At 73.7% G+C, this 25,431-nt stretch carries 21 protein-coding genes; 8 read left to right on the forward strand and 13 right to left on the reverse strand.

What is annotated here, in order from left to right:
• Positions 1-46 precede the first annotated feature (46 nt).
• The 3 genes from ACZ6CZ_RS16430 to rsmI form a co-directional block, all read right to left on the reverse strand.
• The gene (locus ACZ6CZ_RS16430; RefSeq protein WP_469020877.1) at positions 47-949 is read right to left on the reverse strand and encodes a TatD family hydrolase; all 903 of its coding nucleotides are present in this window, start codon (positions 947-949) and stop codon (positions 47-49) included.
• A 47-nt stretch (positions 950-996) separates the two neighbouring features.
• The gene (locus tag ACZ6CZ_RS16435; protein WP_469020879.1) at positions 997-1,425 is read right to left on the reverse strand and encodes a hypothetical protein; all 429 of its coding nucleotides are present in this window, start codon (positions 1,423-1,425) and stop codon (positions 997-999) included.
• 393 nt (positions 1,426-1,818) lie between these two features.
• On the reverse strand, positions 1,819-2,673 hold the full coding sequence (rsmI, locus tag ACZ6CZ_RS16440) for a 16S rRNA (cytidine(1402)-2'-O)-methyltransferase (RefSeq protein ID WP_469020881.1): 855 nt from the start codon (positions 2,671-2,673) through the stop codon (positions 1,819-1,821).
• A gap of 107 nt (positions 2,674-2,780) precedes the next feature.
• Here rsmI and ACZ6CZ_RS16445 point away from each other — a divergent pair, with 107 nt between their 5' ends.
• From ACZ6CZ_RS16445 to ACZ6CZ_RS16455, 3 genes are all read left to right on the forward strand, one after another.
• Positions 2,781-4,553 (forward strand): dolichyl-phosphate-mannose--protein mannosyltransferase, encoded by a 1,773-nt coding sequence (locus ACZ6CZ_RS16445; protein WP_469020883.1) that lies wholly within the window; start codon positions 2,781-2,783, stop codon positions 4,551-4,553.
• 204 nt (positions 4,554-4,757) lie between these two features.
• A complete protein-coding gene (locus tag ACZ6CZ_RS16450; RefSeq protein WP_469020885.1) occupies positions 4,758-6,395 on the forward strand; it encodes a penicillin-binding transpeptidase domain-containing protein in 1,638 nt (545 codons plus the stop codon).
• 194 nt (positions 6,396-6,589) lie between these two features.
• Positions 6,590-8,254 (forward strand): penicillin-binding transpeptidase domain-containing protein, encoded by a 1,665-nt coding sequence (locus ACZ6CZ_RS16455; RefSeq protein ID WP_469020887.1) that lies wholly within the window; start codon positions 6,590-6,592, stop codon positions 8,252-8,254.
• A 49-nt stretch (positions 8,255-8,303) separates the two neighbouring features.
• Here ACZ6CZ_RS16455 and ACZ6CZ_RS16460 read toward each other — a convergent pair whose 3' ends face one another.
• On the reverse strand, positions 8,304-8,654 hold the full coding sequence (locus ACZ6CZ_RS16460; protein ID WP_469020890.1) for an SsgA family sporulation/cell division regulator: 351 nt from the start codon (positions 8,652-8,654) through the stop codon (positions 8,304-8,306).
• 165 nt (positions 8,655-8,819) lie between these two features.
• Here ACZ6CZ_RS16460 and ACZ6CZ_RS16465 point away from each other — a divergent pair, with 165 nt between their 5' ends.
• From ACZ6CZ_RS16465 to ACZ6CZ_RS16480, 4 genes are all read left to right on the forward strand, one after another.
• Positions 8,820-9,878: an energy-coupling factor ABC transporter permease gene (locus tag ACZ6CZ_RS16465; protein ID WP_469020892.1), complete on the forward strand. Its 1,059-nt coding sequence runs from the start codon at positions 8,820-8,822 to the stop codon at positions 9,876-9,878.
• Between the two features lies 1 nt (position 9,879).
• Entirely contained in the window at positions 9,880-10,641 is a 762-nt protein-coding gene (gene cbiQ / locus ACZ6CZ_RS16470) for a cobalt ECF transporter T component CbiQ (protein ID WP_469020894.1), read from the forward strand.
• Positions 10,629-11,417 carry an energy-coupling factor ABC transporter ATP-binding protein gene (locus ACZ6CZ_RS16475; protein WP_469020897.1) on the forward strand — a complete coding sequence of 263 codons (789 nt, stop codon included), beginning with the start codon at positions 10,629-10,631 and terminating at the stop codon, positions 11,415-11,417. Before cbiQ ends, ACZ6CZ_RS16475 begins: the two co-directional genes overlap by 13 nt.
• Before the next feature lie 91 nt (positions 11,418-11,508).
• Positions 11,509-12,669 (forward strand): serine hydrolase domain-containing protein, encoded by a 1,161-nt coding sequence (locus ACZ6CZ_RS16480; protein WP_469020900.1) that lies wholly within the window; start codon positions 11,509-11,511, stop codon positions 12,667-12,669.
• A 107-nt stretch (positions 12,670-12,776) separates the two neighbouring features.
• On the opposite strand, the gene ACZ6CZ_RS16485 is transcribed toward ACZ6CZ_RS16480, so the two are convergent.
• From ACZ6CZ_RS16485 to ACZ6CZ_RS16505, 5 genes are all read right to left on the reverse strand, one after another.
• Positions 12,777-13,052: a DUF1876 domain-containing protein gene (locus ACZ6CZ_RS16485; protein ID WP_469020902.1), complete on the reverse strand. Its 276-nt coding sequence runs from the start codon at positions 13,050-13,052 to the stop codon at positions 12,777-12,779.
• A gap of 65 nt (positions 13,053-13,117) precedes the next feature.
• Positions 13,118-13,540 (reverse strand): PPOX class F420-dependent oxidoreductase, encoded by a 423-nt coding sequence (locus ACZ6CZ_RS16490; RefSeq protein WP_469020904.1) that lies wholly within the window; start codon positions 13,538-13,540, stop codon positions 13,118-13,120.
• 98 nt (positions 13,541-13,638) lie between these two features.
• Positions 13,639-14,544: an NAD(P)-dependent oxidoreductase gene (locus ACZ6CZ_RS16495; RefSeq protein WP_469020906.1), complete on the reverse strand. Its 906-nt coding sequence runs from the start codon at positions 14,542-14,544 to the stop codon at positions 13,639-13,641.
• 261 nt (positions 14,545-14,805) lie between these two features.
• Positions 14,806-17,010 carry an MMPL family transporter gene (locus ACZ6CZ_RS16500; protein ID WP_469020908.1) on the reverse strand — a complete coding sequence of 735 codons (2,205 nt, stop codon included), beginning with the start codon at positions 17,008-17,010 and terminating at the stop codon, positions 14,806-14,808.
• 103 nt (positions 17,011-17,113) lie between these two features.
• Positions 17,114-17,713 carry a TetR/AcrR family transcriptional regulator gene (locus ACZ6CZ_RS16505; RefSeq protein WP_469020910.1) on the reverse strand — a complete coding sequence of 200 codons (600 nt, stop codon included), beginning with the start codon at positions 17,711-17,713 and terminating at the stop codon, positions 17,114-17,116.
• A 202-nt stretch (positions 17,714-17,915) separates the two neighbouring features.
• On the opposite strand from ACZ6CZ_RS16505, the gene ACZ6CZ_RS16510 reads away from it, so the two are divergent.
• Entirely contained in the window at positions 17,916-21,260 is a 3,345-nt protein-coding gene (locus ACZ6CZ_RS16510) for a S41 family peptidase (RefSeq protein WP_469020912.1), read from the forward strand.
• Positions 21,261-21,459: 199 nt separating this feature from the next.
• Here ACZ6CZ_RS16510 and ACZ6CZ_RS16515 read toward each other — a convergent pair whose 3' ends face one another.
• The 4 genes from ACZ6CZ_RS16515 to ACZ6CZ_RS16530 form a co-directional block, all read right to left on the reverse strand.
• On the reverse strand, positions 21,460-21,714 hold the full coding sequence (locus ACZ6CZ_RS16515; protein WP_469020915.1) for a hypothetical protein: 255 nt from the start codon (positions 21,712-21,714) through the stop codon (positions 21,460-21,462).
• 88 nt (positions 21,715-21,802) lie between these two features.
• The gene (locus tag ACZ6CZ_RS16520; RefSeq protein ID WP_469020918.1) at positions 21,803-22,687 is read right to left on the reverse strand and encodes an SDR family oxidoreductase; all 885 of its coding nucleotides are present in this window, start codon (positions 22,685-22,687) and stop codon (positions 21,803-21,805) included.
• Positions 22,684-23,715: an alpha/beta fold hydrolase gene (locus ACZ6CZ_RS16525; RefSeq protein ID WP_469020920.1), complete on the reverse strand. Its 1,032-nt coding sequence runs from the start codon at positions 23,713-23,715 to the stop codon at positions 22,684-22,686. The genes ACZ6CZ_RS16520 and ACZ6CZ_RS16525 overlap by 4 nt, the downstream gene beginning before the upstream one ends.
• A complete protein-coding gene (locus ACZ6CZ_RS16530) occupies positions 23,712-25,250 on the reverse strand; it encodes a flavin-containing monooxygenase (protein WP_469020922.1) in 1,539 nt (512 codons plus the stop codon). Before ACZ6CZ_RS16530 ends, ACZ6CZ_RS16525 begins: the two co-directional genes overlap by 4 nt.
• Between the last annotated feature and the right edge of the window lie 181 nt (positions 25,251-25,431).

Below are 25,431 nucleotides of genomic sequence, written 5' to 3' on the forward strand. Positions count from 1 at the left end.
GTCACTCTCCAAAGCGACGCGACTACACGCTGTCGCCTCACCCGCCTCAGTAGTCGAAGGCGCGTGCGGTGTTCGCGCTCAGGGCCGAGGCCATCGCGTCCTCGTCGATGCCGCGCACGGCGGCCATGGCGCGCACGGTGACCGGGATCAGGTAGGGAGCGTTGGGCCGCCCGCGGTACGGCGCCGGGGTGAGGAAGGGCGCGTCGGTCTCCACCAGGACGAGTTCCAGCGGGGCCACGGCGAGGGCGTCGCGCAGGTGCTGGGCGTTCTTGAAGGTGACGTTGCCGGCGAAGGACATGTAGTAGCCCTCGCGGGCGCAGACGCCGGCCATCGCGGCGTCGCCCGAGTAGCAGTGGAAGACGGTGCGCTCGGGGGCGCCCTCCTCCTTCAGCACGCGCAGGACGTCGGCGTGCGCGTCCCGGTCGTGGATGACCAGGGCCTTGCCGTGCCGCTTGGCGATCTCGATGTGGGCGCGGAAGGACCGCTCCTGCGCGGCCATGCCCTCGGGGCCGGTGCGGAAGTGGTCGAGGCCGGTCTCACCGATGGCCCTGACCTGCGGCAGCCGGGCCAGCCGGTCGATCTCGGCGAGCGCCTCGTCCAGCGCGGCGTCGCCGCCCGGCCGCCGGGCGCCCTGCCGGGACCAGCCGTCGGGATCGCCGTGGACGATGCGGGGAGCCTCGTTGGGATGCAGGGCGACGGCCGCGTGGACGCTGTCGTGGGCCGCCGCCGTCTCGGCGGCCCACTGCGAGCCCTTGACGTCGCAGCCGACCTGCACGACCGTCGTCACGCCCACCGACGCGGCCTTCGCCAGGCCTTCCCCGACCGTGCCGGACTGCATGTCGAGGTGGGTGTGGGAGTCGGCGACGGGCACCCGGAGCGGCTCCGGGAGCGGCGGTGCCGCGTTCTTGTCGGCACGGGCTGCGGCGTTCTCGCCGGCGTTCGAAGGCATGTCCCGATCCTACGGAAGGAGCATGCCGGCGCGGCCGGGCGCCCGGTTCAGCCGGCCTTGCGGTGGAAGGGGTGCAGCAGGTCGGACAGGTGCCAGTGGTGACGCTCCCCGGCCCCCGCCCCCGGTTCTCCGGTCGCCCCGGTCACCGTCGCGGGCGCCGCCACGGGGCCGGCCTGCGCCGCGTCCCGGTGCCGCCGCTCCGCCGCGCCGCGCACCGAGGACACCTGGCCCGGGCGCATGATCCGCACGAGGTGGCCCTCGCAGTTCTGGCACGTCGGCCGGCTCAGCGGGGACGGCACCACCTCGCCGTCGGCCACGTACCGGACGAACGCGTGGTCGTCGGCGTCCCGGTGGTGCTCTATCTCGTACGACTGCTCCCAGCCGTGCCCGCAGCGCATGCAGGCGAAGGAGTACGACTCCCGCACGACCGCGGCCGCCGTGCCGCGGCCGCCGGTGTGCCCTGTGATCTCGCTCATGCCAGCTCCTGTTGTCCGCTGGACAGGCGCTGCCGGACGGCATTCCCCCGGAATCCGCTCGGAAGCGCGGGACGGGTGTGTCCCTTCGACCAGTGGACGCCTCCCGCGCGGCGGGCGCAGCAGTCCTGTCGACTGTTGGAGGCGATTTGGGCCTTCCTTGCCGAAGGGGGCCGGCCGCGGGGTGGGGGCTTTGCCTTCGGAGACCGCCTTTTGCCCGCCCATGGGGCGCGCGCTCATGGGAGAAGCGCCCTGCTCAGAGGGTATGTGCCCCAGGGGTCACAGCAGCCGCTCGGCCGCACGCGGACCCCGCGCCCCGGGCACCCGGACCTGTGCACCTTATGCAGCCAAATGGGCCCAGTGGACCCTTTCGCGACCCCGGACCAGTGAGGCGGGCTAGCGCGCGGTGTCCGCGTTCTTCGCCGCCACCACCGCGTCGAAGACGACCCGCTTCTGCAGACCCGCCTCCGCCGCCACCGCCGCGATCGCCTCCTTGCGGCGCTCGCCCGCCTCCTCGCGCGTGCGCACCCGCCGCACGAGTTCCGCGGCGTCCAGCTCCTGCGGACCGCGCTCCGGGGCGCCCTCCACGACGACGGTGATCTCCCCGCGCACCCCCTCGGCGGCCCACCGCGCCAGCTCCGCGAGCGGACCGCGGCGGATCTCCTCGTAGGTCTTGGTCAGTTCCCGGCAGACGGCGGCGCGCCGCTCCGCCCCGAAGACCTCGGCCATGGCGGCGAGGGTGTCGTCGAGCCGGTGCGGGGCCTCGAAGTAGACGAGGGTGCGCCGCTCGCCCGCCGACTCGCGCAGCCGCGAGAGCCGCTCGCCGGCCTTGCGGGGCAGGAAGCCCTCGAAGCAGAACCGGTCCACGGGCAGGCCGGACAGGGCGAGCGCGGTCAGGACGGCGGACGGCCCGGGCACCGCGGTGACGCGGATGCCCCGCTCCACGGCGGCCGCCACCAGCCGGTAGCCCGGGTCGGAGACCGACGGCATCCCGGCGTCGGTGACCAGCAGCACCCGCGCCCCGCCGGCCAGTTCCTCGACCAGTTCGGGCGTGCGCGCGGCCTCGTTGCCCTCGAAGTAGGACACCACGCGTCCCGCGGGCGCCACGCCCAGCGCCTGGGTGAGCCGGCGCAGCCGCCGGGTGTCCTCGGCGGCGACGACGTCGGCGCCGGCCAGCTCCGTCGCGAGCCGCGGCGGGGCGTCGGAGATGTCGCCGATGGGGGTGCCTGCGAGGACGAGGGTTCCAGTCACGCCCCCATCCTCCCAGGAGCGCGGCGGGCGGCGAAAAGCCGGGACGCCTCACCCATCGGTAGCGCCCATCACGGGACTCACACAGCGCGGTTCCCTACGATGGCGCAGTGACCAGTACCGCGTCCTCCACGGACACCCGGCAGGGCCAGGCGCCGCACGACCGGCAGCCGTCGTGGCAGCAGCGGCTGCGCCGCTTCGGCTACCCGACGGCGCCCCCGGCGCCCGCCGGTGCCCCGGACACCGGGGGCGACGTGCGCGACCGGCTGGTGCCGCCGTACACCGAGCCGAGTTCCCGGCTGTGGCAGGTGCTCGGCGTGCCACCGGTCCTCGCCGAGCGGATCACCCGCTGGTCGGGCTGGGGCGGGCCGCTGCTGGTGACGCTGATGGCGGGCCTGATGCGGTTCTGGAACCTGGGCAGCCCGAAGGCGGTGATATTCGACGAGACGTACTACGCCAAGGACGCCTGGGCGCTCGTCCACCGCGGTTACGAGGTGAACTGGGACAAGGTCAAGGATGTCAACACCCTGATCGCCCAGCCGCACGCGCACGTCGGCATCCCCACCGACGCCGCCTACGTGGTGCATCCGCCGGTCGGCAAGTACGTCATCGGGCTCGGCGAGCTGATGTTCGGGCTCGATCCCTTCGGCTGGCGGTTCATGACGGCGCTGCTCGGCACGCTCAGCGTGCTGCTGCTGTGCCGGATCGGGCGCCGGATGTTCCGCTCCACGTTCCTGGGCTGCCTGGCGGGCGCGCTGATGGCGGTGGACGGCCTGCACTTCGTGATGAGCCGCACCTCGCTGCTGGACGGGGTGCTGATGTTCTTCGTGCTGGCGGCCTTCGGCTGTCTGGTCGTCGACCGGGACCGCGCCCGCGCCCGGCTGGCCGCCGCGCTGCCCGTGGACGCCGACGGCCGGGTCCGCCCGGACGCGCACGTCGCCGGCACCCTGCGGCTCGGCCTGCGGCCCTGGCGCTGGCTGGCCGGGGTGATGCTGGGCCTCGCCGTCGGCACCAAGTGGAACGGCCTCTACATCCTGGTCGCGTTCTGCGTGCTGACGCTGCTGTGGGACGTCGGCGCCCGCCGGGTGGCCGGCGCACAGTACCCCTACGCGGCGGTCCTGCTCAAGGACACCGGCCTCGCCTTCCTCGCCACGGTGCCGGTCGCCGTCGTCGTGTACCTGCTGTCCTGGACCGGCTGGATCCTCTCCCCCTCCGACGGCTCGGGCGGCTACTACCGCAACTGGGCGGCGACCGACGGCCGGGGCGGCACCTGGTCCTTCCTGCCGGACTGGCTGCGCAGCCTGTGGCACTACGAGCACGAGGTCTTCAACTTCCACGTCCACCTGTCGTCCCCGCACACCTACCAGTCCAACCCGTGGAGCTGGATCGTGCTGGGCCGCCCGGTGTCCTACTTCTACGAGTCCCCCTCGCCCGGCGTCGACGGCTGCCCGGCGGACGCGGGCCAGAAGTGCGCCCGCGAGGTGCTCGCCATCGGCACGCCGCTGCTGTGGTGGGCGGCCTGCTTCGCGATCCTGTACGTGCTGTGGCGCTGGCTGCTGCGGCGCGACTGGCGGGCCGGTGCCATCGCCTGCGGCATCGCGGCCGGCTACCTGCCCTGGTTCCACTACCAGCAGCGCACGATCTTCCTCTTCTACGCCGTCGTCTTCGTCCCCTTCCTCTGCCTCGCGGTGGCCATGCTGATCGGCGCGATCATCGGCCCCCGCGGCTCCAGCGACACCCGCCGCGTGATCGGCGCCTCCGGCGCGGGCGTCCTGGTCCTGCTGATCGCCTGGAACTTCATCTACTTCTGGCCCCTGTACACGGGGACGGCCATCCCGATCGACAGCTGGCGGTCGCGGATGTGGCTGGATACGTGGGTGTAGTGCGGCCGCTTCCCGTGCCGCTTCCCGGTCCCGACCCTTTCGGACCGATGCGTCCGTGGGGGGCGACGGCTACGTTCGGACAACTATCCGCAACTGCGTTCACAGGCGCCCCAGTTCCGCACTAAAGTGCAACCGCCATCCGGTTTTGAACGCGTTCATAAAGCGCGGTGGGTGGCTACGGGGACTCGGGAGGGGAAGCGCGGGATGCGCAACGGGGTGAAGGCCGCGGTCGTCGGCGGGGTGTGCGCGGCCCTGCTGGGCGGGGCGGGATACGGCGCCTACAACGTCCTGTCGGCGCTGCGCGACGACGGGTCCGGCGGGTCCGCTGCCGTGCGGACCGGGCCGCCCAGCGGTGACGAGGTCGAGGAGACCACGGGCGCGTTCTTCGCCGCCTGGGAGAAGGGCGACGCGGCGACCGCGGCGTCGTACACCAACTTCCCCGAGGCCGCGAAGGACCTGCTCGTGGCGTACGGCGGCGCGGCGCACATCACCGGGGTGCACGTCAGCCCGGGCGCGGCCGACGGGGCCACCGTGCCGTTCACGGTCCGGGCGACGGTGTCGTACGGCGGGACGTCGAAGCCGCTGCGCTACCGCAGCCGGCTGACGGTCGTGCGCGGGGAGACCACCCACCGGCCGCTGGTCGACTGGCAGCCCTCCGTGGTGCATCCGCGGCTGCGCACCGGTGACACCCTCGTCACCGGCGCGTCGGCGGCCGCGCCGATCGAGGCCGTGGACCGGGACGGGAAGGTCCTGACGAAGGAGAAGTACCCGTCCCTGGGGCCCGTCCTGGACGAACTGCGCGGCCGCTACGGCGGCAAGGCGGGCGGCCGGGCCGGCGTCGAGCTGGTGATCAGGCACGGCGACGCCCAGGGCACGGAGGAGGACGGCGGCAGCGACACCCCGCTGCTGACCCTCACCGAGGGCCGGACGGGCCGGCTGCGGACCACGCTCAGCGCGAGCGCGCAGGCCGCGGCGGAGGCGGCCGTGAGCCGGTACGCGGAGTCGTCCGTCGTGGCCGTCAAGCCCAGCACCGGCGAGGTGCTCGCCGTCGCCAACCATCGCCAGGACGGCTTCGACGCCGCCTTCCTGGGCGAGCTGGCACCCGGCTCCACGATGAAGATCGTCAGCGCCGCCACCCTCATCGACACCGGGCTCACCAGCGCGAACGGCCCGGCGCCGTGCCCGCCGACCGCCGTCTGGCAGAGCCAGACCTTCAGCAACCTCAAGGGTCTGGCCCCGGACGGGAACGCCACCCTCTCCGACAGCTTCGCCCGCTCCTGCAACACGGCGTTCGTGAAGTTCGCGGACGAGGTGAAGGTGGACTCCCTCACCAAGGAGGCCGAGGACCGGTTCGGGCTGGGGCGGGACGACTGGAACGTCGGCGTCCCCTCCTTCGACGGCCACGTCCCCGCCTCCGGCGGCCCGGACACGGCCGCCGACCTGATCGGCCAGGGCCAGGTGCAGCTGAGCCCGCTGAACATGGCGTCGGTGACGGCGACCGCCCTCACCGGCACCTTCCGCCAGCCGGTGATCGTGCCGCAGCGGCTGGACGGCCGCCGGCTGGCCACCGCCCGCGGCCTGTCCGCCGGTACGGTCGCCCAGCTGCGCTCGATGATGAACCGCACCGCGACCAGCGGCACCGCGGCCGGTGTGATGGCCGGGCTGAGCGGCAGCATCGGCGCGAAGACCGGCTCGGCGGAGGTCGACGGGCAGGAGAGGTCCAACAGCTGGTTCACCGGCTACCGCAACGACGTGGCGGCGGCCGCCATGACCCAGGACGGCGGCCACGGCGTCGACGCGGCCGGGCCGATCGTCGCGAGCGTGCTGCGGAACGCCGGCTGACGTCACCCCGGAGGGACTTTCGCGGGAACCACCGCAGGAACCCCCCGCGGACACCCCCGCCGGAACCCCCGCGGGACTGGACTCGGGAGTGGCCGGACAGCCCCTAGGGTGGGTGCCGTCGTCCGGCACGTGAGGGCGGCACGGTGCCGCGGGGGCTGCGGGGTCCCCGGGCGGAGCACGGAGGAACTGAGGCTGTGGGCAAGAGAAGGCGCGTCGCCGGGCGGCGGAAGACCGGGCCCGCCGTACTGGGCGGGATGATCGCCGTCGTCGTCGTGGGCGCCGGGGCCGGCGTCTGGGCGCTGTACGGCGGCGGCGCGTCGGCCGACGAGCGGCCGGGGTCCGCCGGCCGCGAGGCGGTCCCGTCCGGCCCGCTGTCCGCGACCGAGGTGACGACCACCGCCCGGCGCTTCCTGACCGCCTGGCAGCAGGGCAGCCCCGCCCGCGCGGCGGCCACCACCGACGACTCCGCCGCCGCGACCGCGCTGCTCACCGGCTACACCAAGGACGCCCACCTCCGGGACGTCACCCTCACCGCCGGCCCCCGCACCGGCGCCAGGGTCCCCTTCTCCGTCCGCGCCACGGTGTCCTACCACGGCGTCCGCAAGCCGCTCGCCTACACGAGCGCCCTCACCGTCGTGCGGCGGGCGAGCGACGGCACGCCGCTGGTCGACTGGCACGCCTCCGTCGTCCACCCCGACCTGAAGGACGGCGACACCCTGGTCACCGGCGCCTCCGGCACCCCGCCGGTCACCGCCCTGGACCGGCACGGCGGCGTGCTCACGGCGGCGGCGTACCCGTCGCTGGGCACGGTGCTGGACGGGCTGCGGGAGAAGTTCGGCCGGACGGCGGGCGGCACGGCGGGCGTGGAGCTGCGGGTGGTGCGCGGCAAGGCGTCCAAGGCGGCGAAGCTGTCCGACAGGACGCTGGTGGAGCTGACCAAGGGCACGCCGGGCACGGTGCGCACGACGCTGAGCCCCGCCCTCCAGGCGCTCGCCGAGCGGCAGGTGGCCAGGCGGGCACGGGCGTCGGTGGTGCTGCTGCGGCCCTCGACCGGCGAGATCCTCGCGGTCGCGAACACCGGCCACGGCTTCAACACGGCCTTCCAGGGCTCCCTGGCGCCCGGCTCCACCATGAAGGTCATCACGTCGTCGCTGCTGATCGAGAAGGGCCTGGCGTCGGCGGACAAGCCGCATCCCTGCCCGAAGACGGCCAAGTACGGCGGCTGGACCTTCCACAACGACGACGACTTCCAGATCAAGGGCGGCACGTTCGAGGCGAGCTTCGCCCGCTCCTGCAACACGGCCTTCATCACCCAGGCGAAGAAGCTCGCGGACGACGACCTGACCCGCCAGGCCCAGCAGGTCTTCGGGCTGTCGATGAACAACTGGGCGATCGGCGTGCCCACCGTCGACGGCTCGGTGCCGGTGCAGTCGGCGGCCCAGAAGGCGGCCTCCCTGATCGGCCAGGGCGGGGTGCGGATGAACCCGCTGAACATGGCGTCGGTCGCCGCCACCGTGCGCACCGGCGTCTTCCGCCAGCCCTACCTGGTCTCCCCGTCGGTCGACCACCGGGCGACGGCCACCGCGTCCCGCAGGATGTCCGGCGCGACGCTCGCGCAGCTGCGGGAGCTGATGCGGTACACCGCCGCGTACGGCACCGCCGCGGAGGCCATGTCCGGGCTCGGTCCCGACTACGGCGCCAAGACCGGCTCGGCGGAGGTCGACGGCCAGAAGAAGCCCGACGGCTGGTTCACCGCCTACCGCGGCGACCTCGCCGGCGCCGGCGTCGTCCAGGCGGGCGGCCACGGCGGCGACACGGCGGGCCCGATCGTGGCGGCGCTGCTGCGGGCGGGCGGCTGAGCGGCGCCGAGGCCGCTTTGCCGAGGGCACCGCGGCGGCGGGACGGCGCTCAGCGGCGCTCGGCGACCACGGGCTCGCCCGCCAGGTACGTGCGGCGCAGGAAACGCATCAGCGCCTTGGACTCGAACTGCACCACCGAGACGCCGTGGTCGGAGTGGAACTCCACCACCGCCTGCACGCGTCCGCACGGCCAGACCCTGACGTCACCGCTCTCGGCCGGCGCCCGCAGCCCCTTCTCCAGCAGGGCCCGGGAGCAGGTCCACTCGTGCGGTCCGGGCAGGCCGATGTGGACCGACCGGGGGTCGGCGTCGGGGTCGTAGCGCAACATGACGGGGACGGCTCCCGGGTCTTCCTCGTCCGTGACGATGTGGGCCCGCGCGTACTGCTCGACTACAGACATCGTACGACCCTCTCACGTTGCGTCACCTGTGCGAAGACTGTGAGACCGCTCCTTCCAATGTCGCACATATTCCAGAATGTGCCCTCCAGCGGCTTATGTCCTGATTCCAGGGCGAGACCACGTCTCTCTTGCAAGCCGTTCGCAACAACCCTCTAGAATCGTACGGTGCACGTACCTGACGGATTCATCAACGCCCCCACCTCCGCGGTCACCGCGGTGGTCGCCGCCGGCGCCCTCGCCGTGAGCCTGCGCGGTGCCCGGCGCGAACTCGACGAACGCACCGCCCCGCTGGCCGGTCTGGTGGCGGCCTTCATCTTCGCCGTGCAGATGCTGAACTTCCCGGTGGCGGCCGGGACCAGCGGACATCTGCTGGGCGGCGCGCTGGCCGCGATACTCGTCGGCCCGTACACCGGGGTGCTGTGCGTGTCCGTGGTGCTGCTCATGCAGGGCATCCTGTTCGCCGACGGCGGGCTGACCGCGCTCGGCGTCAACATCACCGACATGGCGATCGTCACCACGGTCGTGGCGTACGCCGTCTTCCAGCTCCTGCTCAAGGTGCTGCCCCGCAGGCGCCGGTCGGTGTCCGTGGCCGCCTTCGTCGCCGCCCTGGTCTCCGTACCGGCCGCGGCCTGCGCCTTCACCCTCATCTACGCCGTCGGCGGCACCACCGACGTCGCCCTCGGCAAGGTGGCGACCGCGATGATCGGCGTCCACGTGCTCATCGGCATCGGCGAGGCCGCGATCACCGCGCTCACCGTCGGCGCCGTCATCGCCGTCCGGCCCGACCTGGTCCACGGCGCCCGCGGCCTGGAGCAGCGGCTGAAGCTGCGGGTCAACGGCGAACTGGTCGACGCTCCCAGCGCCGCGCCCGCCCCCGCCGCGGCGCCCGCCGCCGCCCGCACCTCGCGCCGCACCCTGTGGGTCAGCGGCCTGGTCACCTCCCTGGTGCTCGCCGGGTTCGTCAGCTTCTACGCCTCCGCCAGCCCCGACGGCCTGGAGAAGGTCGCCCACGACCAGGGCATCGACCAGAAGGCCGGGAAGCACCACGCCTCCGGCTCCCCGCTGGCCGGCTACGGCGTCCGGGACATCGCCGACGCCCGGCTCTCCGGCGGCCTCGCGGGCGTGATCGGCGTCGGCGTCACCGCCGTCGCGGGCAGCACCGTCTTCTGGGCCGTGCGCAGGCGCCGCGGCGCGGCGGGGCCCGGCTCCTCCCAGGTCGCCTGAGATGGGAGCGGGGCACGCGCACCGGCTGTACCGGCACGGGCACTCGCCCGTGCACGCCCTGCCGCCGCACACCAAGCTCGCCGCGGCCCTCGCCTTCGTGGTCGTCGTCGTGTCGACGCCGAGGGAGGCGATGTGGGCGTTCGCGCTGTACGCCGGCCTGCTCGCGGGTGTCGCCGGCCTCGCGCGCGTGCCCGCCGGGTTCCTGCTGAAGCGGCTGCTGATCGAGGTGCCGTTCGTCGCGTTCGCGGTGCTCATGCCGTTCGTGGCGGAGGGCGAGCGGACCGACGTGCTCGGCCTGTCGCTGAGCGTCGGCGGGCTGTGGGGCGCCTGGAACGTGCTCGCCAAGGGCACCCTCGGCGTCGCCGCCTCCGTGCTGCTCGCCTCCACCACCGAACTGCGCGAACTCCTGCTCGGCCTGCAACGCCTGCGGCTGCCGCCGCTGCTGGTGCAGATCGCGTCCTTCATGATCCGCTACGGCGACGTCATCACCGACGAGATGCGCCGCATGCGCATCGCGCGTGAGTCACGCGGCTTCGAGGCCCGGGGCGTGCGCCACTGGGGCGTGCTCGCCAAGTCCGCCGGCGCGCTGTTCATCCGCTCCTACGAACGCGGGGAGCGCGTGCACCTGGCCATGGTCAGCCGGGGGTACGCCGGTTCCATGCCGGTGATCGACGAGGTGACCGCCTCCCGGGCGCAGTGGTCGTACGCCCTCGCCCTCCCCTTCGCCGCCCTCGTCGTCTGTCTGCTGGGATGGGTCCTATGACACCTTCGCTCGAAGTGGCCGGCCTGGCCTTCGCCTACCCCGACGGGCACCAGGCCCTGTTCGGCGTCGACTTCCGCATCGCGCGCGGCGAACGGGTCGCGCTGCTCGGCCCGAACGGCGCCGGCAAGACGACCCTGGTGCTGCACCTCAACGGCATCCTGGGCGGCGGCACCGGCACGGTGACCGTGGCCGGGCTGCCGGTCGGCCGCAGGCACATGGCGGAGATCCGGCAGAAGGTCGGCATCGTCTTCCAGGACCCCGACGACCAGCTGTTCATGCCGACCGTGCGGGAGGACGTGGCGTTCGGCCCGGCCGCGGCCGGCCTGAAGGGGGCCGCGCTGGAGGAGCGGGTGCGCACGGCGCTGGAACTGGTCGGCATGCAGGAGTTCGCCGGGCGCCCGCCGCACCACCTCTCCTTCGGCCAGCGCCGCCGGGTGGCCGTCGCGACCGTCCTCGCCATGGAGCCGGAGATCCTCGTCCTGGACGAGCCCTCCTCCAACCTCGACCCGGCCTCCCGCCGCGAACTGGCCGACATCCTGCGCTCCCTCGACGTGACGGTCCTGATGGTCACGCACGACCTGCCCTACGCGCTGGAGCTGTGCCCGCGCGCGCTGATCCTGAGCGACGGCGTGATCGCGGCCGACGGCCCCACCGGTGAGCTGCTGGCCGACGAGGCGCTGATGCGCGGCCACCGGCTGGAGCTGCCGTTCGGCTTCGACCCGCGCGCGGTACCGGGAGCGGCGCCGGCGGCCGGGGGCGCGGCAACGCCTCGGTAACGATCCCGCCAGGGCGGCGGCACCCGGGAATCGCAGGCCGGAGGGGGATGTTGCCCCCACCGTCGCAGGCGAACCGGAGGGAAGTGCGGGCGTGGACGTGAACGGCACGGTGGCCGGGGGCTTCGAGCCGGTCAGGGAGGCGTTCGCCGCCAACTTCGAACTGCTCGGCGACCGGGGCGCCGCCGTGGCCGTCTACCGGCACGGGCGCAAGGTCGTCGACCTGTGGGCCGGCACCCGGGACGTGGACGGCACGGCCCCCTGGACCCGGGACACCGCGCAGATCGTCCGGTCCGCGACCAAGGGCGTCGCCGCCGCCGTCCTGCTGCTCCTGCACCAGCGCGGGCGGCTGGACCTGGACGCGCCGGTGAGCGAGTACTGGCCGCAGTACAAGGCGGCGGGCAAGGAGCGGACGCTGGTACGGCACCTGCTCGCCCACCGGGCCGGGGTGCCGGTGCTGGACCGCCCGCTGACGCCGCGGGAGGCCGCCGATCCCGATGTCGGCGCCGCGGCCGTGGCGGCCCAGGCCCCGGCGTGGGAACCGGGCACCGCCCACGGCTACCACGCGCAGACCTACAGCTGGCTCACCGGCGAGCTGGTGCGCCGGGTGACCGGGCGGCCGATGGGCGAGTGGATCGCCGAGGAGATCGCCGGACCGGTCGGCGCCGACCTCTGGCTCGGCCTGCCGGAGCCGGTCGCGGCGCGCGCGGGCCGGGTGGGCCCCGTCGCGGTGCCCGAGGGCGGCGGCACGCTGCGGACCCGCCCCAAGCGCTCGGTCGCCGAGGCCTACGCCGACCCGGAGTCACTGACGCGCCGCGCCTTCGCCGCGATCACCCCGCTGCCCGACGAGAACGACCCCGCCTACCGCGCGGCCTGCCTGCCCGCCTCCAACGGCATCGCCACCGCCGACGGCCTGGCCCGCTTCTACGCCTCGCTCATCGGCGAGGTGGACGGCGGCCGGCGCCTGTTCACCCCGGGGACCCTGGAGCTGGCCCGCGCCGAGCGGTCCGCGGGGCCGGACCGGGTCCTGGTGGTCGGCACCCGCTTCGGCCTCGGTTACATGCTGCACGGCAGCGCCTCCCCGCTGCTGTCCCCCGCCTCCTTCGGGCATCCGGGGCGCGGCGGCGCGCTGGCCTTCGCCGACCCGGAGGCGGGCATCGCCTTCGGCTATGTCACCAACGGCTTCCGCACCGGCGTGACGGCGGACCCGCGGGCGCAGGCGCTGGTGCGGGCGGTGCGCACGGCGATCGCCTGAGCCTGCGGGTAACGGGTCTCTACGAGTCCACGTGTCCGTGCGTCCACGCGTCCGCGGGTCCGCCGGTGTGCGGCAGCGGGTCCGGCCGCACGCCGCTCACCCGTCGCTCACACGTTGATCGGGTGCGAGACGCGGCCGGACTCCGCGTCGATCTCGCCGTGCGCCTTCTCCAGCAGCCGCATGGCCAGGTCGTTGAGGGCGCGCGCACCGGCGATCTCCTCACCGACCCGGGGCTGGAAGGAGTCGGAGTGGTGGCGGCTGGCGTGGCCGTGCGCCCGTACCTCACTGCCGTCGGGCAGCCGCACCATGGCCACCGCGCGCGTGTGCTCCATGTCCTCCGCGAACTCCAGCTCGACGTGCCATCCCACAATGGTGTGCACCATGACGAACACCTCCTCTGGCCGCTGCGTCCCGGCTCATTCCAGGGTGCTCCCGGACGCACCGCGCGTCACGTCGACGCCTGGTCGCTGTCCCGGTGCGCGCCCCAGCCGTGCCAGCGCTCGACCTCGATCCAGGCGCTGACACGGGCTCGCTCGCGCTCCGGGTAGGGCTTGCCCGTGTAGTGCTCGGAGAGGCGGTCGATGTCGGTCAGGCCCTCGTCGTCGCGCAGTTCGGCGACCCGCCCGACGAGGGTGACGTGGGTGTACCAGTCGTCGCCGGCCAGCACGGTGAGGCTGACCCGCGGGTCCCGGCGCAGGTGCTTCAGCCGCACCCGGCCCTCGTCCAGGCTGAGCAGCGCGCGTCCGTCCTGCCACAGGTACCAGGTGGCCGTGGTGACGGGCGTCCCGTCGGAGCGCACGGTGGCCATGACGCAGGGGTTGGGGCGGCGCAGCAGTTCCTCGGCCTCGGGCGGCAGCGGGGGCTTCGACATGGTGATCTCCTCGGGTGTCGTGGGTCGTGGGCACCGGTCCGGCGCGGGTCCCGTGTCCCGGCCGGCCCGGGCCCGGTCCCGGCTCGGCGGATCCGCGCTCAGCCGGTCTGCCCGCCGCGCGGGCCGGCGGCGCCGAAGCTGGCGAAGTAGGCGGCGGCCATGTCCTCGTCGGCGTGGCCGAGGGCGGCGGCCCGGGCGAGCCGTTCGGCGGTCGCGGCGGCGACGTCGAGCGTGACGCCGGCGCGCTCACCGGCCTCGACGATCAGCCGGGCGTCCTTCTCCGCGGTGTTCACCGCGAACTGGGCCGGGGTCAGCCGGTCCTCGCGGATCAGTCCGGTCTTCGCCCGCAGGTACCCCATGTCGAGCGGGCCACCCGCGATCAGCTCGAAGAAGCTCTCCGGGTCGACGTCGAGGCCCTGGGCGAGGGCGAGGGTCTCCCCGGCCGCCGCGGTGGCCGCGAGGACCCAGCTGTTGGCGACCAGCTTCAGCCGGGTGGCGGAGCCCGCGGCGCCGTCGTCGCCGGTCCACACCGTACGGGCGCCGACCGCGTCGAACACCGGGGTGACCGCCTCCCGGCCCTCGTGCGGCCCGGCCGCCAGCACGGTCAGCTGTCCGGCCTCGGCGGGCTGCCGGGTGCCGAGGACGGGGGCGTCGTAGAAGACCAGGCCGTGCTCGCGGGCGAAGCCGGCCAGCTCGGCGACGGCGTCGATCCCGGCCGTGGTCGACTGGGCCCAGGCGGCGCCGGGACGCAGGGCCGGGGCCGCCTCGCGCATGACCTCCAGGGCGGCGGGGCCGTCGTACAGCATCGTGAGGACGACGTCGGCGCCCTCGACGGCCTCGGCGGGGGTGTCGCTGACGTGGGCGCCGTCGGCGGTCAGGGGTTCGGCCTTGGCGCGGGTGCGGTTCCAGGCGCGGACGGGGTGCCCGGCGCGGGCGAGGTTGCGGGCCATCGCGGCGCCCATGATGCCGGTGCCCAGGACGCTCACGGTCGGCTTGTCGGTCATGACGACTCCTTGTGGTCGGTACGTTCCCTCGATGCCGGCTCGGCTCTCACCTTCCCCAACTGCCGCCCCGGCCTCCCCGGTTCCCCATTGCACGGCCGGCTCACCCGGCGTGCGGCAGCAGCCCGGTCCCCGCCACCAGCGCCCCGGCGGCCGCGATGCGCGGTGTACCGGACCGCCGGGTGCGTGGCGTGCGTGCGAAGAGGCCGGTGAGGGCGGCCCGTCCGTACGGGGCCCTCACCGGCCTCTTCGCGGGTGCCCGCGTCAGGCGCGGGCCAGCTCCCGCCGGCCGTCGGGGTCGGACTGCGTACGCAGGCCCTCGCCCTCGACGTCCACGTTGGGCAGGGCGCGGTCCAACCAGGCCGGCAGCCACCAGGCCCGCTTGCCGAGCAGGGCGAGCACCGCGGGGACGATCGCCATGCGCACGACGAAGGCGTCGAAGAACACGGCGATGGCGAGACCGAAGCCGATCATCTTCACCATGGCCTCGCTGGAGCCGATGAAGCCGGAGAACACCGCGATCATGATGACGGCCGCCGCCGTGACCACGCGGGCGCCGTGCCGGAACCCGGTGACGACCGCCTGGCCGGGCTTCTCGCCGTGGACGTAGGCCTCCCGCATGCGGGTCACCAGGAAGACCTCGTAGTCCATCGCGAGGCCGAAGACCACGCCCACCATGAAGATCGGCATCATCGACATCACCGGGCCGGTCTCCTCGACGCCCATCAGGCCGGACAGCCAGCCCCACTGGAAGACCGCGACCACCGCGCCGAGCGCGGCGAGCACGCTGAGCAGGAAGCCGAGGGCCGCCTTCAGCGGGACGAGGACCGAGCGGAAGACCACGATCAGCAGCAGGAAGGCGAGGCCGACCACCAGCGCGAGGTAGGGCAGCAGCGCGTCGTTCAGCTTCTGCGAGACGTCGATGTTCATCGCCGTGGAGCCGGTGACCAGGACCTCGGCGTCGGTGGCCGAGGTGATGGACGCGCCCTTGTCCCGGATGGCGTGCACCAGGTCCTCAGTGGTGGCCGAGGACGGCTTGGAGTCGGGGATCACGGTGATGGTGGCGGTGTCGCCGGCCTTGTTGGGCGCGGCCGGGGTCACCGTGACCACGTCCTTGAGGCCCTTGATCTCGTCGCGGACCTCGGTGAAGGCGGTCTTGGGGTGGGCGCTGTCCTTGGCGTCGACCACGATCAGCAGCGGCCCGTTGAAGCCGGGGCCGAAGCCGTCGGAGAGCAGGTCGTAGGCGCGGCGCTGGGTGGTGGAGACCGGCTGGGAGCCGTCGTCGGGCAGGCCCAGCTCCAGGGAGGCGGCCGGGACCGCGGCGGCGCCGAGGCCGACCACGCCGAGCAGCAGCACGGCCACCGGACGGCGCACCACGAAGCTCGCCCAGCGGGTGCCCATGTTGGGGCGGCCCGCGTTCCGGGCGGCGCGGGCACCGCCGAGCAGCCTGCTCTTCTGGCCGGCCGGCCGGATCGTGCGGCCCGCGTAGCCGAGCAGCGCCGGGATCAGGGTGAGCGCGATGAGGACGGCGACGGCGACCGTGCCGGCGGCCGCGATGCCCATCTTGCTCAGCATCGGGATGTTGACCACCGACAGGCCGACCAGGGCGATGACGACGGTCAGGCCCGCGAAGACCACCGCGGAGCCCGCCGTGCCGACGGCCCGGCCGATCGCCTCCTCGCGTTCGCGGCCCTCGGCCAGTTCGGCGCGGTAGCGGGAGACGATGAACAGCGCGTAGTCGATGCCGACGGCGAGGCCGATCATGGTGGCCAGGGTGGAGGTGGTGGAGCCCAGGTCCAGGGTGCCGGCCAGCGCGGTGATCGTGGAGACGCCGATGCCGACGCCGATGATCGCCGTCAGCAGCGGCAGGCCGGCCGCGATGAGCGAGCCGAAGGTGATGACGAGGACGACCGCGGCGATGGCGATGCCGATGACCTCGCTGGAGCCGGTCTCCGGGGTGGCGCTGAGGGCGTCACCGCCGATCTCGACGGTCAGTCCGGCGTCCCGCGCGTCCTGCGCCGCCGCCTTCAGGGCCTCCCGGGAGGAGTCCTTCAGTTCCATGCCGGAGACGTCGTACTTCACCGAGGCGTACGCGATCGTGCCGTCCTTGCTGACGGCGTGCCCGGTGTAGGGGTCGGCGACGGTGGACACCTCGGAGCCGTCCTTCAGCTCCCGCACCACCGCCCGCACGGCCTTCTTGTTGGCGGCGTCCGTCATCTTCTCGCCGCCCGGCGCCTCGAAGACGACCCGGGCGGTGGCGCCGTCGGCGCTCATCCCGGGGAAGCGCTGTTCCAGCAGGTCGAAGGCGCGCTGCGCCTCGGTGCCGGGCACGGAGAAGGAGGTGTTGCCCGCGGGGGGCGCGGAGGCGGCGCCCACCCCGGCGAGGGTGAGCAGCGCCACCCATATCAGGAGGGCGAAGTGGCGTCGCCGGTAGGCGAGCCGGCCGAGTCGGTAGAGGAACGTGGCCACGAGGGCGTACTCCCGGTCAGTCGTGGGGTGTTTCGGGGCAGGGATGATCAGCCCGACGACGTGAGCGGTTACGTCAGGAGGTGGGCTTGCCGGAAAGAGGGGATCAGCCGGCCGGAACGCCGAGGGCGGGGAGGACCACGGCGTCGAAGTACGAGGTGATGAAGGCCCGGGTCGGCGGCTGGTCGTCGAGCAGCGCACGGGTGGCGAAGCCGCCGACCATCATGTGCAGCACGAACTCCAGCGCCGGGCAGTCGGCGCGGATCTCGCCCCGGTCGACGGCGCGCTCCAGCACTCGCCGGAACGCCTCCATCTCCGGTTCGATCAGCTGTTCGCGGAACGTCCGGCGCAGGTCCGGGTTGGTGTGGATGGCCATGGCCACCCCCCGCATCAGCGCGGAGTTGCGCTCCATGGTGCAGTCGTCCTCGCGCGCCGCCATGGCGTGCAGGTCGCCGCGGAGCGAGCCGGTGTCGATGGCGTCGGAGCTGCCGGGCTTGCTGTGCCGGACGGCCCTGACGACCAGCTCGGCCTTGCCGCCCCACTGGCGGTAGAGCGTGGCCTTGCTGGAACGGGTGCGGGCGGCCACGGCGTCCATGGTGAGGGCGTCGTAACCGACTTCGCGGAGCAGGTCAAGCACGGCCGAGTACAGCTCGGCCTCGCGCTCGGGCGTGATCCGACTGCGACGCGCGGCGGCTGCCTCGGTCATGTCCCTCACCTTCCCGCTCCGGCCCTTCGGCTCTCGTACGTGACCAACGTAGCGCAGCCGCTCATCGAAACGAAACCGTTTCGTACGTGTGCTGGCTCACGTCTGTCGGCTCCGCATAAGGCTCCGCACAGGGCCCGCGGGAGGCGCGGCACGAGGCGCCGCACGAGTTGCCCGCCTCCAGCCACCGGAAAAGCATGGGGAGGTGAGCTATCTGCGCCTGCCCCACCTCAACGGTGACCTGCTGTGCTTCGTCGCCGAGGACGACCTCTGGGTGGCCCCCCTGGACTCCCCCGGCCGCGCCTGGCGGCTCACGGTGGACCGCGCCAGGACCGGCCACCCCCGCTTCTCACCCGACGGCCGCCACATCGCGTACACGACCTGGCGCACCCTGGCGCCCGAGATCCACCTGGCAGGCGTGGACGGCGGACCGGCTCGGCAGCTGTCGTACTGGGGCAGCGCGGACACCCGGGTCTGCGGCTGGACCCCGGAGGGCGACGTCCTCGCCGTCGCCTCGCACGGCGAGCCCTTCTCGTACTTCACCTGGGCCCACAAGGTCACCCCCGACGGCGACCCCGGCCGCAAGCTGCCCTGGGGCCCGGTCTCCGACATCCAGGTCGCCGACGTCGACGGAGAGCGCAGGACCCTGCTGCTGACCGGCACCCCGCCGCACGAACCGGCCTCCTGGAAGCGCTACCGGGGCGGCGCCACGGGCCGGCTGTGGCTGCACGGACAGCGGCTGCTGCCCGGCATCGGCGGCCATCTGCACTCGCCCCTGTTCGTCGGCGACCGGATCGCCTTCCTCTCCGACCACGAGGGCATCGGCAACCTCTACTCCTGCGCCCACGACGGCTCCGACCTGCGCCGCCACACCGACCACGCCGACTTCTACGCCCGGCACGCCGCCGGTGACGGCACCCGCGTGGTCTACCAGTGCGCGGGCGACCTCTGGATGGTCGACGACCTCTCCCCGCGATCGGTGCCGCGCAAGCTGGAGGTACGGCTGTCCGGGCCGCGCGCGGGCCGCCGCAGGCACCAGGTGCCCGCCGCCCAGCACGTGGACGGCATCGCCGTCGACGACACCGGCCGGGCCAGTGCCGTCGTCGTCCGCGGCAGCCTGTACTGGCTCACCCACCGCGACGGCCCCGCCCGCACCCTCACCGACACCCCCGGCGTACGCGTCCGGCTGCCGGAGATGCTGGGCGCCACCGGGCAGGTCGCCTACGTCACCGACGCCGAGGGCGAGGACGCCGTCGAGATCGCCCACCTGCCCCGCGTCACCGGCGGCCGCGCCCCGCGCCGGCTGGCCCCCGGCGAGCTGGGCCGGGTACTGGAACTGGTCTCCGACCCCCGGGGCGAACGCCTCGCCGTCGCCTCGCACGACGGCCGCCTGCTGCTCCTCGAGGTACCCCGGGACGACGCCGGTACGGCGGCCGGGGAGGACGCCGGAGAGAACGCCGGAGAGAACGCCGGGCCGGAAGCGGAGCCGGGAACCGGCGAGGCGGGCGCCGACGCGGCCACCGGCGGTACGGGCGGCGTGCGGGAGCTGATCCGCTCGGCCAACGGACCGGTCCGCGACCTGGCCTTCTCCCCGGACGGCTGCTGGGTGGCCTGGTCGCACCCCGGCATCGGCCGGACCCTGCGCCAGATCAAGCTGGCGCGGATCACGGACGGCACGGTCGTCGACGTCACCAACGGCCGCTTCGAGGACGAGAACCCCGTGTTCACCCGGGACGGCCGCTACCTGGCCTTCCTCTCCTGGCGCGGCTTCGACCCCGTCTACGACGTCCACACCGGCGACCTGTCCTTCCCGCTGGGCTGCCGCCCCTACCTGGTGCCGCTGTCCTCCGCGACGCCCTCACCGTTCGCGCTGAACCCCGAGGGCCGTCCCGCGGCCGGCGGTCTCGACCCCGTGGACGAGGACACCGGGGACGGCGCCGCGGTGACCGTGGAGGCCGAGGGGCTGGAGAGCCGGGTGACGCCGTTCCCGGTGACCGCCTCCAAGTACTCGGCGCTGCGCCCGGTGGCGGGCGGCGGCCTGGTCTGGCTGCGCTGGCCCATCTCCGGCGCGCTCGGCGAGACCTTCGTCAACCCGGCCGACACCAGCGGACGCCCGACCCTGGAGTACTTCAGCATCAGCAAGGCGAAGCGGTCCGAACTCGTCGGCCACCTCGACTGGTTCGCGCTCAGCGGCGACGGCACCCGGCTGGTCGTGATCGACGACGACGAGCTGCGCGCGGTGCCGTCCACGGAGAGCGGTGACGGCGACACGACGGTCTGGATCGACCTGCGCCGCGTCCTGCACACCGTCGACCCGGCCGCCGAGTGGCGCCAGTCCTACGCGGAGGCCGGCCGGCTGATCCGGGCGTACTTCTGGGACCAGGGGATGTGCGGCATCGACTGGGAGGCGGTGCTGGAGCAGTACCGGCCGCTGGTCGAACGGGTCGCCTCCCCGGACGAGTTCGCCGACCTGCTGCGCGAGGTCCTCGGCGAGCTGTGCACCTCGCACGCCTACGTCACCGCCGCCCGCCGCAACGAGGGCCCGCCGCACTACCAGCGCCGCCAGGGCCTGCTCGGCGCCAACTTCGTCTGCCGGGACGGCAGGTGGCTGGTCAAGCGCATCCTGCCCGGCGACTCCTCCGACTCCCGGGCCCGCTCCCCGCTGGCCGGCACCGGCATCCGCGAGGGCGCGGTCCTGACCCACGTCGACGGGCGTCCGGTGGACCCGCGGACGGGGCCGTACCCGCTGCTGGCCGGCGCGGGCGGCACCACCGCGGAGCTGACGTTCGCCCCCGGGGAGGGGCAAGCGGGCCGGGCCCGCCGGGTGGCCGTGGTCCCGCTGACCGACGAACGGCCGCTGCGCTACCAGGACTGGGTGGCCAAACGCCGCGAGGTCGTACGGGAGCTGAGCGACGGCGCGTGCGGCTACCTGCACATCCCGGACATGGGCGGCTCGGGCTGGGCCCAGTTCAACCGGGACCTGCGCATGGAGGTGTCCCGGCCCGCGCTGATCGTGGACGTGCGCGGCAACGCGGGCGGTCACATCAGCGAGCTGGTCGTCGAGCAGCTGAGCCGGACCGTCCTCGGCTGGGACCTCACTCGGGGCGCCGAGCCGGTGTCCTACACCTCCAACGCCCCGCGCGGCCCGATCGTGGCCCTCGCCGACGAGGCCACCTCGTCCGACGGCGACATGATCACCGCCGCCTTCAAACTCCTCGGTCTCGGCCCGGTCGTGGGGCAGCGCACCTGGGGCGGCGTGGTCGGCATGACCGGACGCCACCGCCTCGGCGACGGCACGGTCATCACGGTCCCGATGAACGCGGCCTGGTTCGACGCCTACGGCTGGTCCGTGGAGAACCACGGCGTCGCTCCCGACCTGGAGATCCTCCGCACCCCCCTGGACTGGGCCGAGGGCCGCCACGCCCAACTGACCGACGCGGTCCGGCTGGCCCTCACCCTCCTCACCACCACCCCACCCGCCACACCCCCCACCACCCCCACACCCCCCACCCACACCCGCCCACCCCTCCCCCCAAGACCCACCCCGTAGCCCCCTCGCAGGGGCGCGGGGAACTGCGCAAATCCCACAACGAACCCGCACCCGCACAACCTCAGGGGCGCGGGGAACTGCGCAAAACGGCCAGCCGACCCGCACCCGGCAACACCCTCAGCCCCCACAAAAACGCGGCGTGGGGCACCCCCACAACAGAGGGGCACCCCACACCACCAGCAACAGCCGAGCGCAGCGACTAGACGTCGTAGTCCTGGTCGAACCGCTCGGACATCTCCCGCTCCGCCGGGTCCGTCATGCCCTGACGGCCCCGCTCACGCGGCTGCTGACCACGCTCGCCGGGCTGCTGACCCCGCTCGCCCGGCTGCTGCGTCCCACGCTCACGCGGCTGCTGGGCGCGCTCGCCCGCCTTCTCCCGGCCCTCGCCGATCTTCTGCTTGGCCTGGTCCTGCATCTTGCCGGCCTTCTCCTGGAACTGGTCCTTGATACCCATGTGGGCTCACTCCTGGTGAATCAGGGGGATTGGCCCCTCGCTGGGGCCTCGACCAGATTCACACGGCCGGACACACTGCGCATTTCGATCAGTTACGGTGCGTAGCCCGGGCCTCTTCGTCCGCCGCCCCGCCCGCCCCGACGAGCCCGGTGCGCATGCCCGCCAGCCGCGGCGCGAACCGCCTCATCTCGCGCTGCCCGACGGTCCCGATGAGCGCCGGCAGGTAACCGCGCATCCCCTGCATCCCGCGCAGCCACCACTGCCCGTAGACGTGCGCCGACCGGTGCTCGATCCCGGCCACCAGCCGGTCCACGGCCGGGCCGAGCGGATAGGTCTTGTTGGACGGCCACGGCAGCCGCTGCCTCAACTCCCGCATGACGTCGTCCTGATCGGCGCCGCGCACCATGTCGGTGTCCGTCCAGGACAGGTAGGCGACGCCGACCCGCACACCCTGGTGGCCGACTTCCGCGCGCAGGCTGTGCGCGTACGCCTCCACGCCCGACTTGGAGGCGCAGTACGCCGTCATCATCGGCGCCGGGGTCATCGCGGCGAGGGAGGCGACCTGGAGCAGGTAGCCGCGGCTCTCGGTGAGCACCGGCAGGAAGGCGCGGGCGGTCACCGCCGAGCCGATCAGGTTGACCTCGATCACGCGCCGCCAGGCCGCCGGGTCGGAGTCGGCGAAGGGCCCGCCGGTGGCCACGCCCGCGTTGGCGACGACGATGTCGACCTTCCCGAACCGGTCCTTGACCTCCTGGGCGACCCGGGCCATCGTCTCGTGGTCGGTGACGTCGGCGTACCAGTGGGCGCTCTCGCCGTGCAGCCGCCCGGAGACCTCCTTCAGCGCCTCCTCCTCCAGCCCGACCAGTGCCACCTTCGCGCCGCGTGCCGACAGTTTGCGCGCGAGCAACTCCCCGACGCCGCGCGCCGCCCCGGTGACGACGGCGACCTGTCCTTCGAGGCTCACCCTGCTCATGCACCCTCCTTGATGTCCGTGCGGTTGTCGGTGTGCGGGCCGGCGCCGGTGTCCCGCGGGGCGGGGGCCAACAGGTGGGCGGCGGTGAGTTCGCGGATGCGTGCCGTCACCAGCTCGGGCGCCTCGACCGGGGTCATGTGGCCGATCCCGGGCAGCTCCGTGAGGCCGACGCAGTCGGGGAGTTCGGCGGCCAGCGCGCGGGCGTGCACCGGGGGTGTGAGGCGGTCGGCGGTGCCGGCCACCACGGCGGTGGGGACGTGCAGTTCCCGAACCCCGTGCGCGAGGTCGAGGCTCTCCAGCACCCGGGACCAGGTGTGGCGCACCCCGCTCGGACAGGCGTGCACGATCCGGGCGCAGGCCTCCACCATGTGCGGGGCCGAACCGGGGCCCATGGTGGCGTACTTGAGGATGCGGCGGGCCGGTGGGGTGACCGGGCCGAGCGGGGCGCGCGAGCCCAGGACGCGGGCGGTGAGCCAGGTGCGTACGGCGCCGGCGCGCATCGGCACCACGAGCGACTCCGCCACCAGCCGTGAACTGCCCGTGCTGCACAGCAGTACCGCGCCGGCGTGGGCGCGGAAGCGGGGGCGCGCCGCGGCGGCCATGACGGTCATGCCGCCCATGGAGTGGCCCACGATCACGGCCTTCTCCCCCGCCGCGAGGGTGTGTGCCAGCACCGCCTCCAGGTCGTCCGCCAGCGCCTCGGTGGTGCAGGCGGCGCTGACCGGGCTGCGGCCGTGGCCCCGCTGGTCGTAGGCGATGACGCGGTGGTCGGTCGCGAGGTCCCGGATCTGCGCCGCCCAGAAGGCGGTCGAGCAGGTCCAGCCGTGGGCGAGGACGACGGGCGGCGCGCCCTCGGGGCCGTGCACCTCGACGTGCAGCCGCGCGCCGTCGGCCGAGAGCGCGGTGAGCACCCGGTCGGGGACGGGCGGGTCGTAGCGACCTGCCGCGGCGGTCGTGTTCGAGGGCGCGGTCGCGGTCGTGGGCGTGCGCGGGCTCGGCTCCGAGCCGGGAGCGGGGCTCGCGCTCATGCGACGGTCTCGCTCCCGGCGCCGAGGGAGGCGGCGCCGCCCGGGGTGCCGGTGGTGGCGGGCCCGCGGACGACCTCGTACTCCGCCAGGTCCACCCGCCGGGTGGCGCGCCGGAACTCCGTCGTCGTACCGGGCCAGATGGTGGTGTTGCGGCCGCTCGCGTCGAGGTACCAGCTGGTGCAGCCGCCGGTGTTCCACACGGTCCGCTTCATCCGCTCCTGCACCCGCTGGTTCCAGGCCTCGACGGCGCGCGGGCGGGGGACGAGGGCGGTGCGGCCGCCGAGGACGTCGAGCTGGCGCAGGTAGTCGGCCAGGTAGTTCAGCTGGGACTCGATCATCAGGATCATGGAGGAGTTGCCGAGGCCGGTGTTGGGCCCGATGACGGTCAGGAAGTTGGGGAACCCGGCCGCGCTCGCGCCGCGCAGCGCCCGCATGCCGTCCTTCCAGGTCTCGGCGAGCGTGACGCCGTCCGCGCCGACCACGCGCTCGGCGATGGGCATGTCCGTGACGTGGAAGCCGGTGCCGAAGATGATCGCGTCGACCTCGGTCTCGCTGCCGTCGGCGGCGACGACGGCCGGTCCGCGGACCTCGGTGACACCGCTCGCCACGACGTCCACGTTGGGCCGGGCCAGGGCCGGGTAGTACGTGCTGGACAGCAGGATGCGCTTGCAGCCGATGCGGTAGTCGGGGGTGAGCCTGGCGCGCAGCGCGGGGTCCTTGACGGCGCGGGCCATGTTGCGCTTGGCGAGCCGCTCGACCAGGCCGAGTTCGTCGGGGCGCTTGGTGAACGCCTGCACCTGGAGTTCCCGGATGCCCCACAGCAGTCCGCGCCGGGCCTGGGTGGTGAACGGCAGCGCCCGGTGCAGCCGCCGCTCGGCCTCGCCGATGGCCCTGTCCATCCGGGGCATCACCCAGGGCGGGGTGCGCTGGAAGACCGTCAGCCTGCCGACCTCGGGCTGGATGGCCGGGACGATCTGGATCGCGGAGGCCCCGGTGCCGACCATCGCCACGCGCTTGCCGCGCAGGTCGTAGTCGTGGTCCCAGCGGGCCGAGTGGAAGACCTTCCCGGGGAAGGACTCGAGGCCCGGGATGTCGGGGATCCTGGGGTCGGACAGCGGGCCGGTCGCGGACACGACGACGTCGGCGGAGAGCGGGCCGGAGGCCGTCTCGATGTCCCAGCACAGCCGCTGCGGGTTCCAGGTCATCCGCTTGACCTCGGAGTCGAAGCGGATGTGCGGCCGCAGGCCGAAGACGTCGGTGACGTGCTCCAGATAGGCGCGGATGTGCTCCTGCCCGGAGAAGGTCCGCGGCCAGTCCGGGTTGGGTGCGAAGGAGAAGGAGTACAGGTGGGAGGGGACGTCGCAGGCGCAGCCGGGGTAACTGTTGTCCCGCCAGGTGCCTCCGACGCTGCCGGCCCGCTCCAGGACCACGAAGTCCGTGATCCCTTCGCGGCGCAGCCGCACCGCGGCGCCGAGTCCGCCGAACCCGGACCCGATCACCGCCACCCGTACATGTTCGTGTTCGTGCTCGGCCATCCCGGAGCCTCCACGCATCGCCGCCGACTCTGCCAGTGAACACTGGCGCAATGGGACTGTAGAGCAGCTCCGTACCGAGCGGTAGGGGTCACGGCGGAACCGTTCGCACCAGCGGCTCATCCACGGTTACCGGCGGTACCACTTAGGCTGCGGATGTGGCAGACGACGCAGGACGACCCGG

Source organism: Streptomyces sp. NPDC041135, from assembly GCF_055592085.1.

Bases quoted from the DNA above. Each gene is read 5' to 3' on its own strand.
- ACZ6CZ_RS16430 (WP_469020877.1), bottom strand. From the start codon at position 949: ATGCCTTCGAACGCCGGCGAGAACGCCGCAGCCCGTGCCGACAAGAAC.
- ACZ6CZ_RS16435 (WP_469020879.1), bottom strand. From the start codon at position 1,425: ATGAGCGAGATCACAGGGCACACCGGCGGCCGCGGCACGGCGGCCGCG.
- ACZ6CZ_RS16450 (WP_469020885.1), top strand. From the start codon at position 4,758: ATGCGCAACGGGGTGAAGGCCGCGGTCGTCGGCGGGGTGTGCGCGGCC.
- ACZ6CZ_RS16460 (WP_469020890.1), bottom strand. From the start codon at position 8,654: ATGTCTGTAGTCGAGCAGTACGCGCGGGCCCACATCGTCACGGACGAG.
- cbiQ (WP_469020894.1), top strand. From the start codon at position 9,880: ATGGGAGCGGGGCACGCGCACCGGCTGTACCGGCACGGGCACTCGCCC.
- ACZ6CZ_RS16475 (WP_469020897.1), top strand. From the start codon at position 10,629: ATGGGTCCTATGACACCTTCGCTCGAAGTGGCCGGCCTGGCCTTCGCC.
- ACZ6CZ_RS16485 (WP_469020902.1), bottom strand. From the start codon at position 13,052: ATGGTGCACACCATTGTGGGATGGCACGTCGAGCTGGAGTTCGCGGAG.
- ACZ6CZ_RS16490 (WP_469020904.1), bottom strand. From the start codon at position 13,540: ATGTCGAAGCCCCCGCTGCCGCCCGAGGCCGAGGAACTGCTGCGCCGC.
- ACZ6CZ_RS16495 (WP_469020906.1), bottom strand. From the start codon at position 14,544: ATGACCGACAAGCCGACCGTGAGCGTCCTGGGCACCGGCATCATGGGC.
- ACZ6CZ_RS16505 (WP_469020910.1), bottom strand. From the start codon at position 17,713: ATGACCGAGGCAGCCGCCGCGCGTCGCAGTCGGATCACGCCCGAGCGC.
- ACZ6CZ_RS16515 (WP_469020915.1), bottom strand. From the start codon at position 21,714: ATGGGTATCAAGGACCAGTTCCAGGAGAAGGCCGGCAAGATGCAGGAC.
- ACZ6CZ_RS16520 (WP_469020918.1), bottom strand. From the start codon at position 22,687: ATGAGCAGGGTGAGCCTCGAAGGACAGGTCGCCGTCGTCACCGGGGCG.
- ACZ6CZ_RS16525 (WP_469020920.1), bottom strand. From the start codon at position 23,715: ATGAGCGCGAGCCCCGCTCCCGGCTCGGAGCCGAGCCCGCGCACGCCC.
- ACZ6CZ_RS16530 (WP_469020922.1), bottom strand. From the start codon at position 25,250: ATGGCCGAGCACGAACACGAACATGTACGGGTGGCGGTGATCGGGTCC.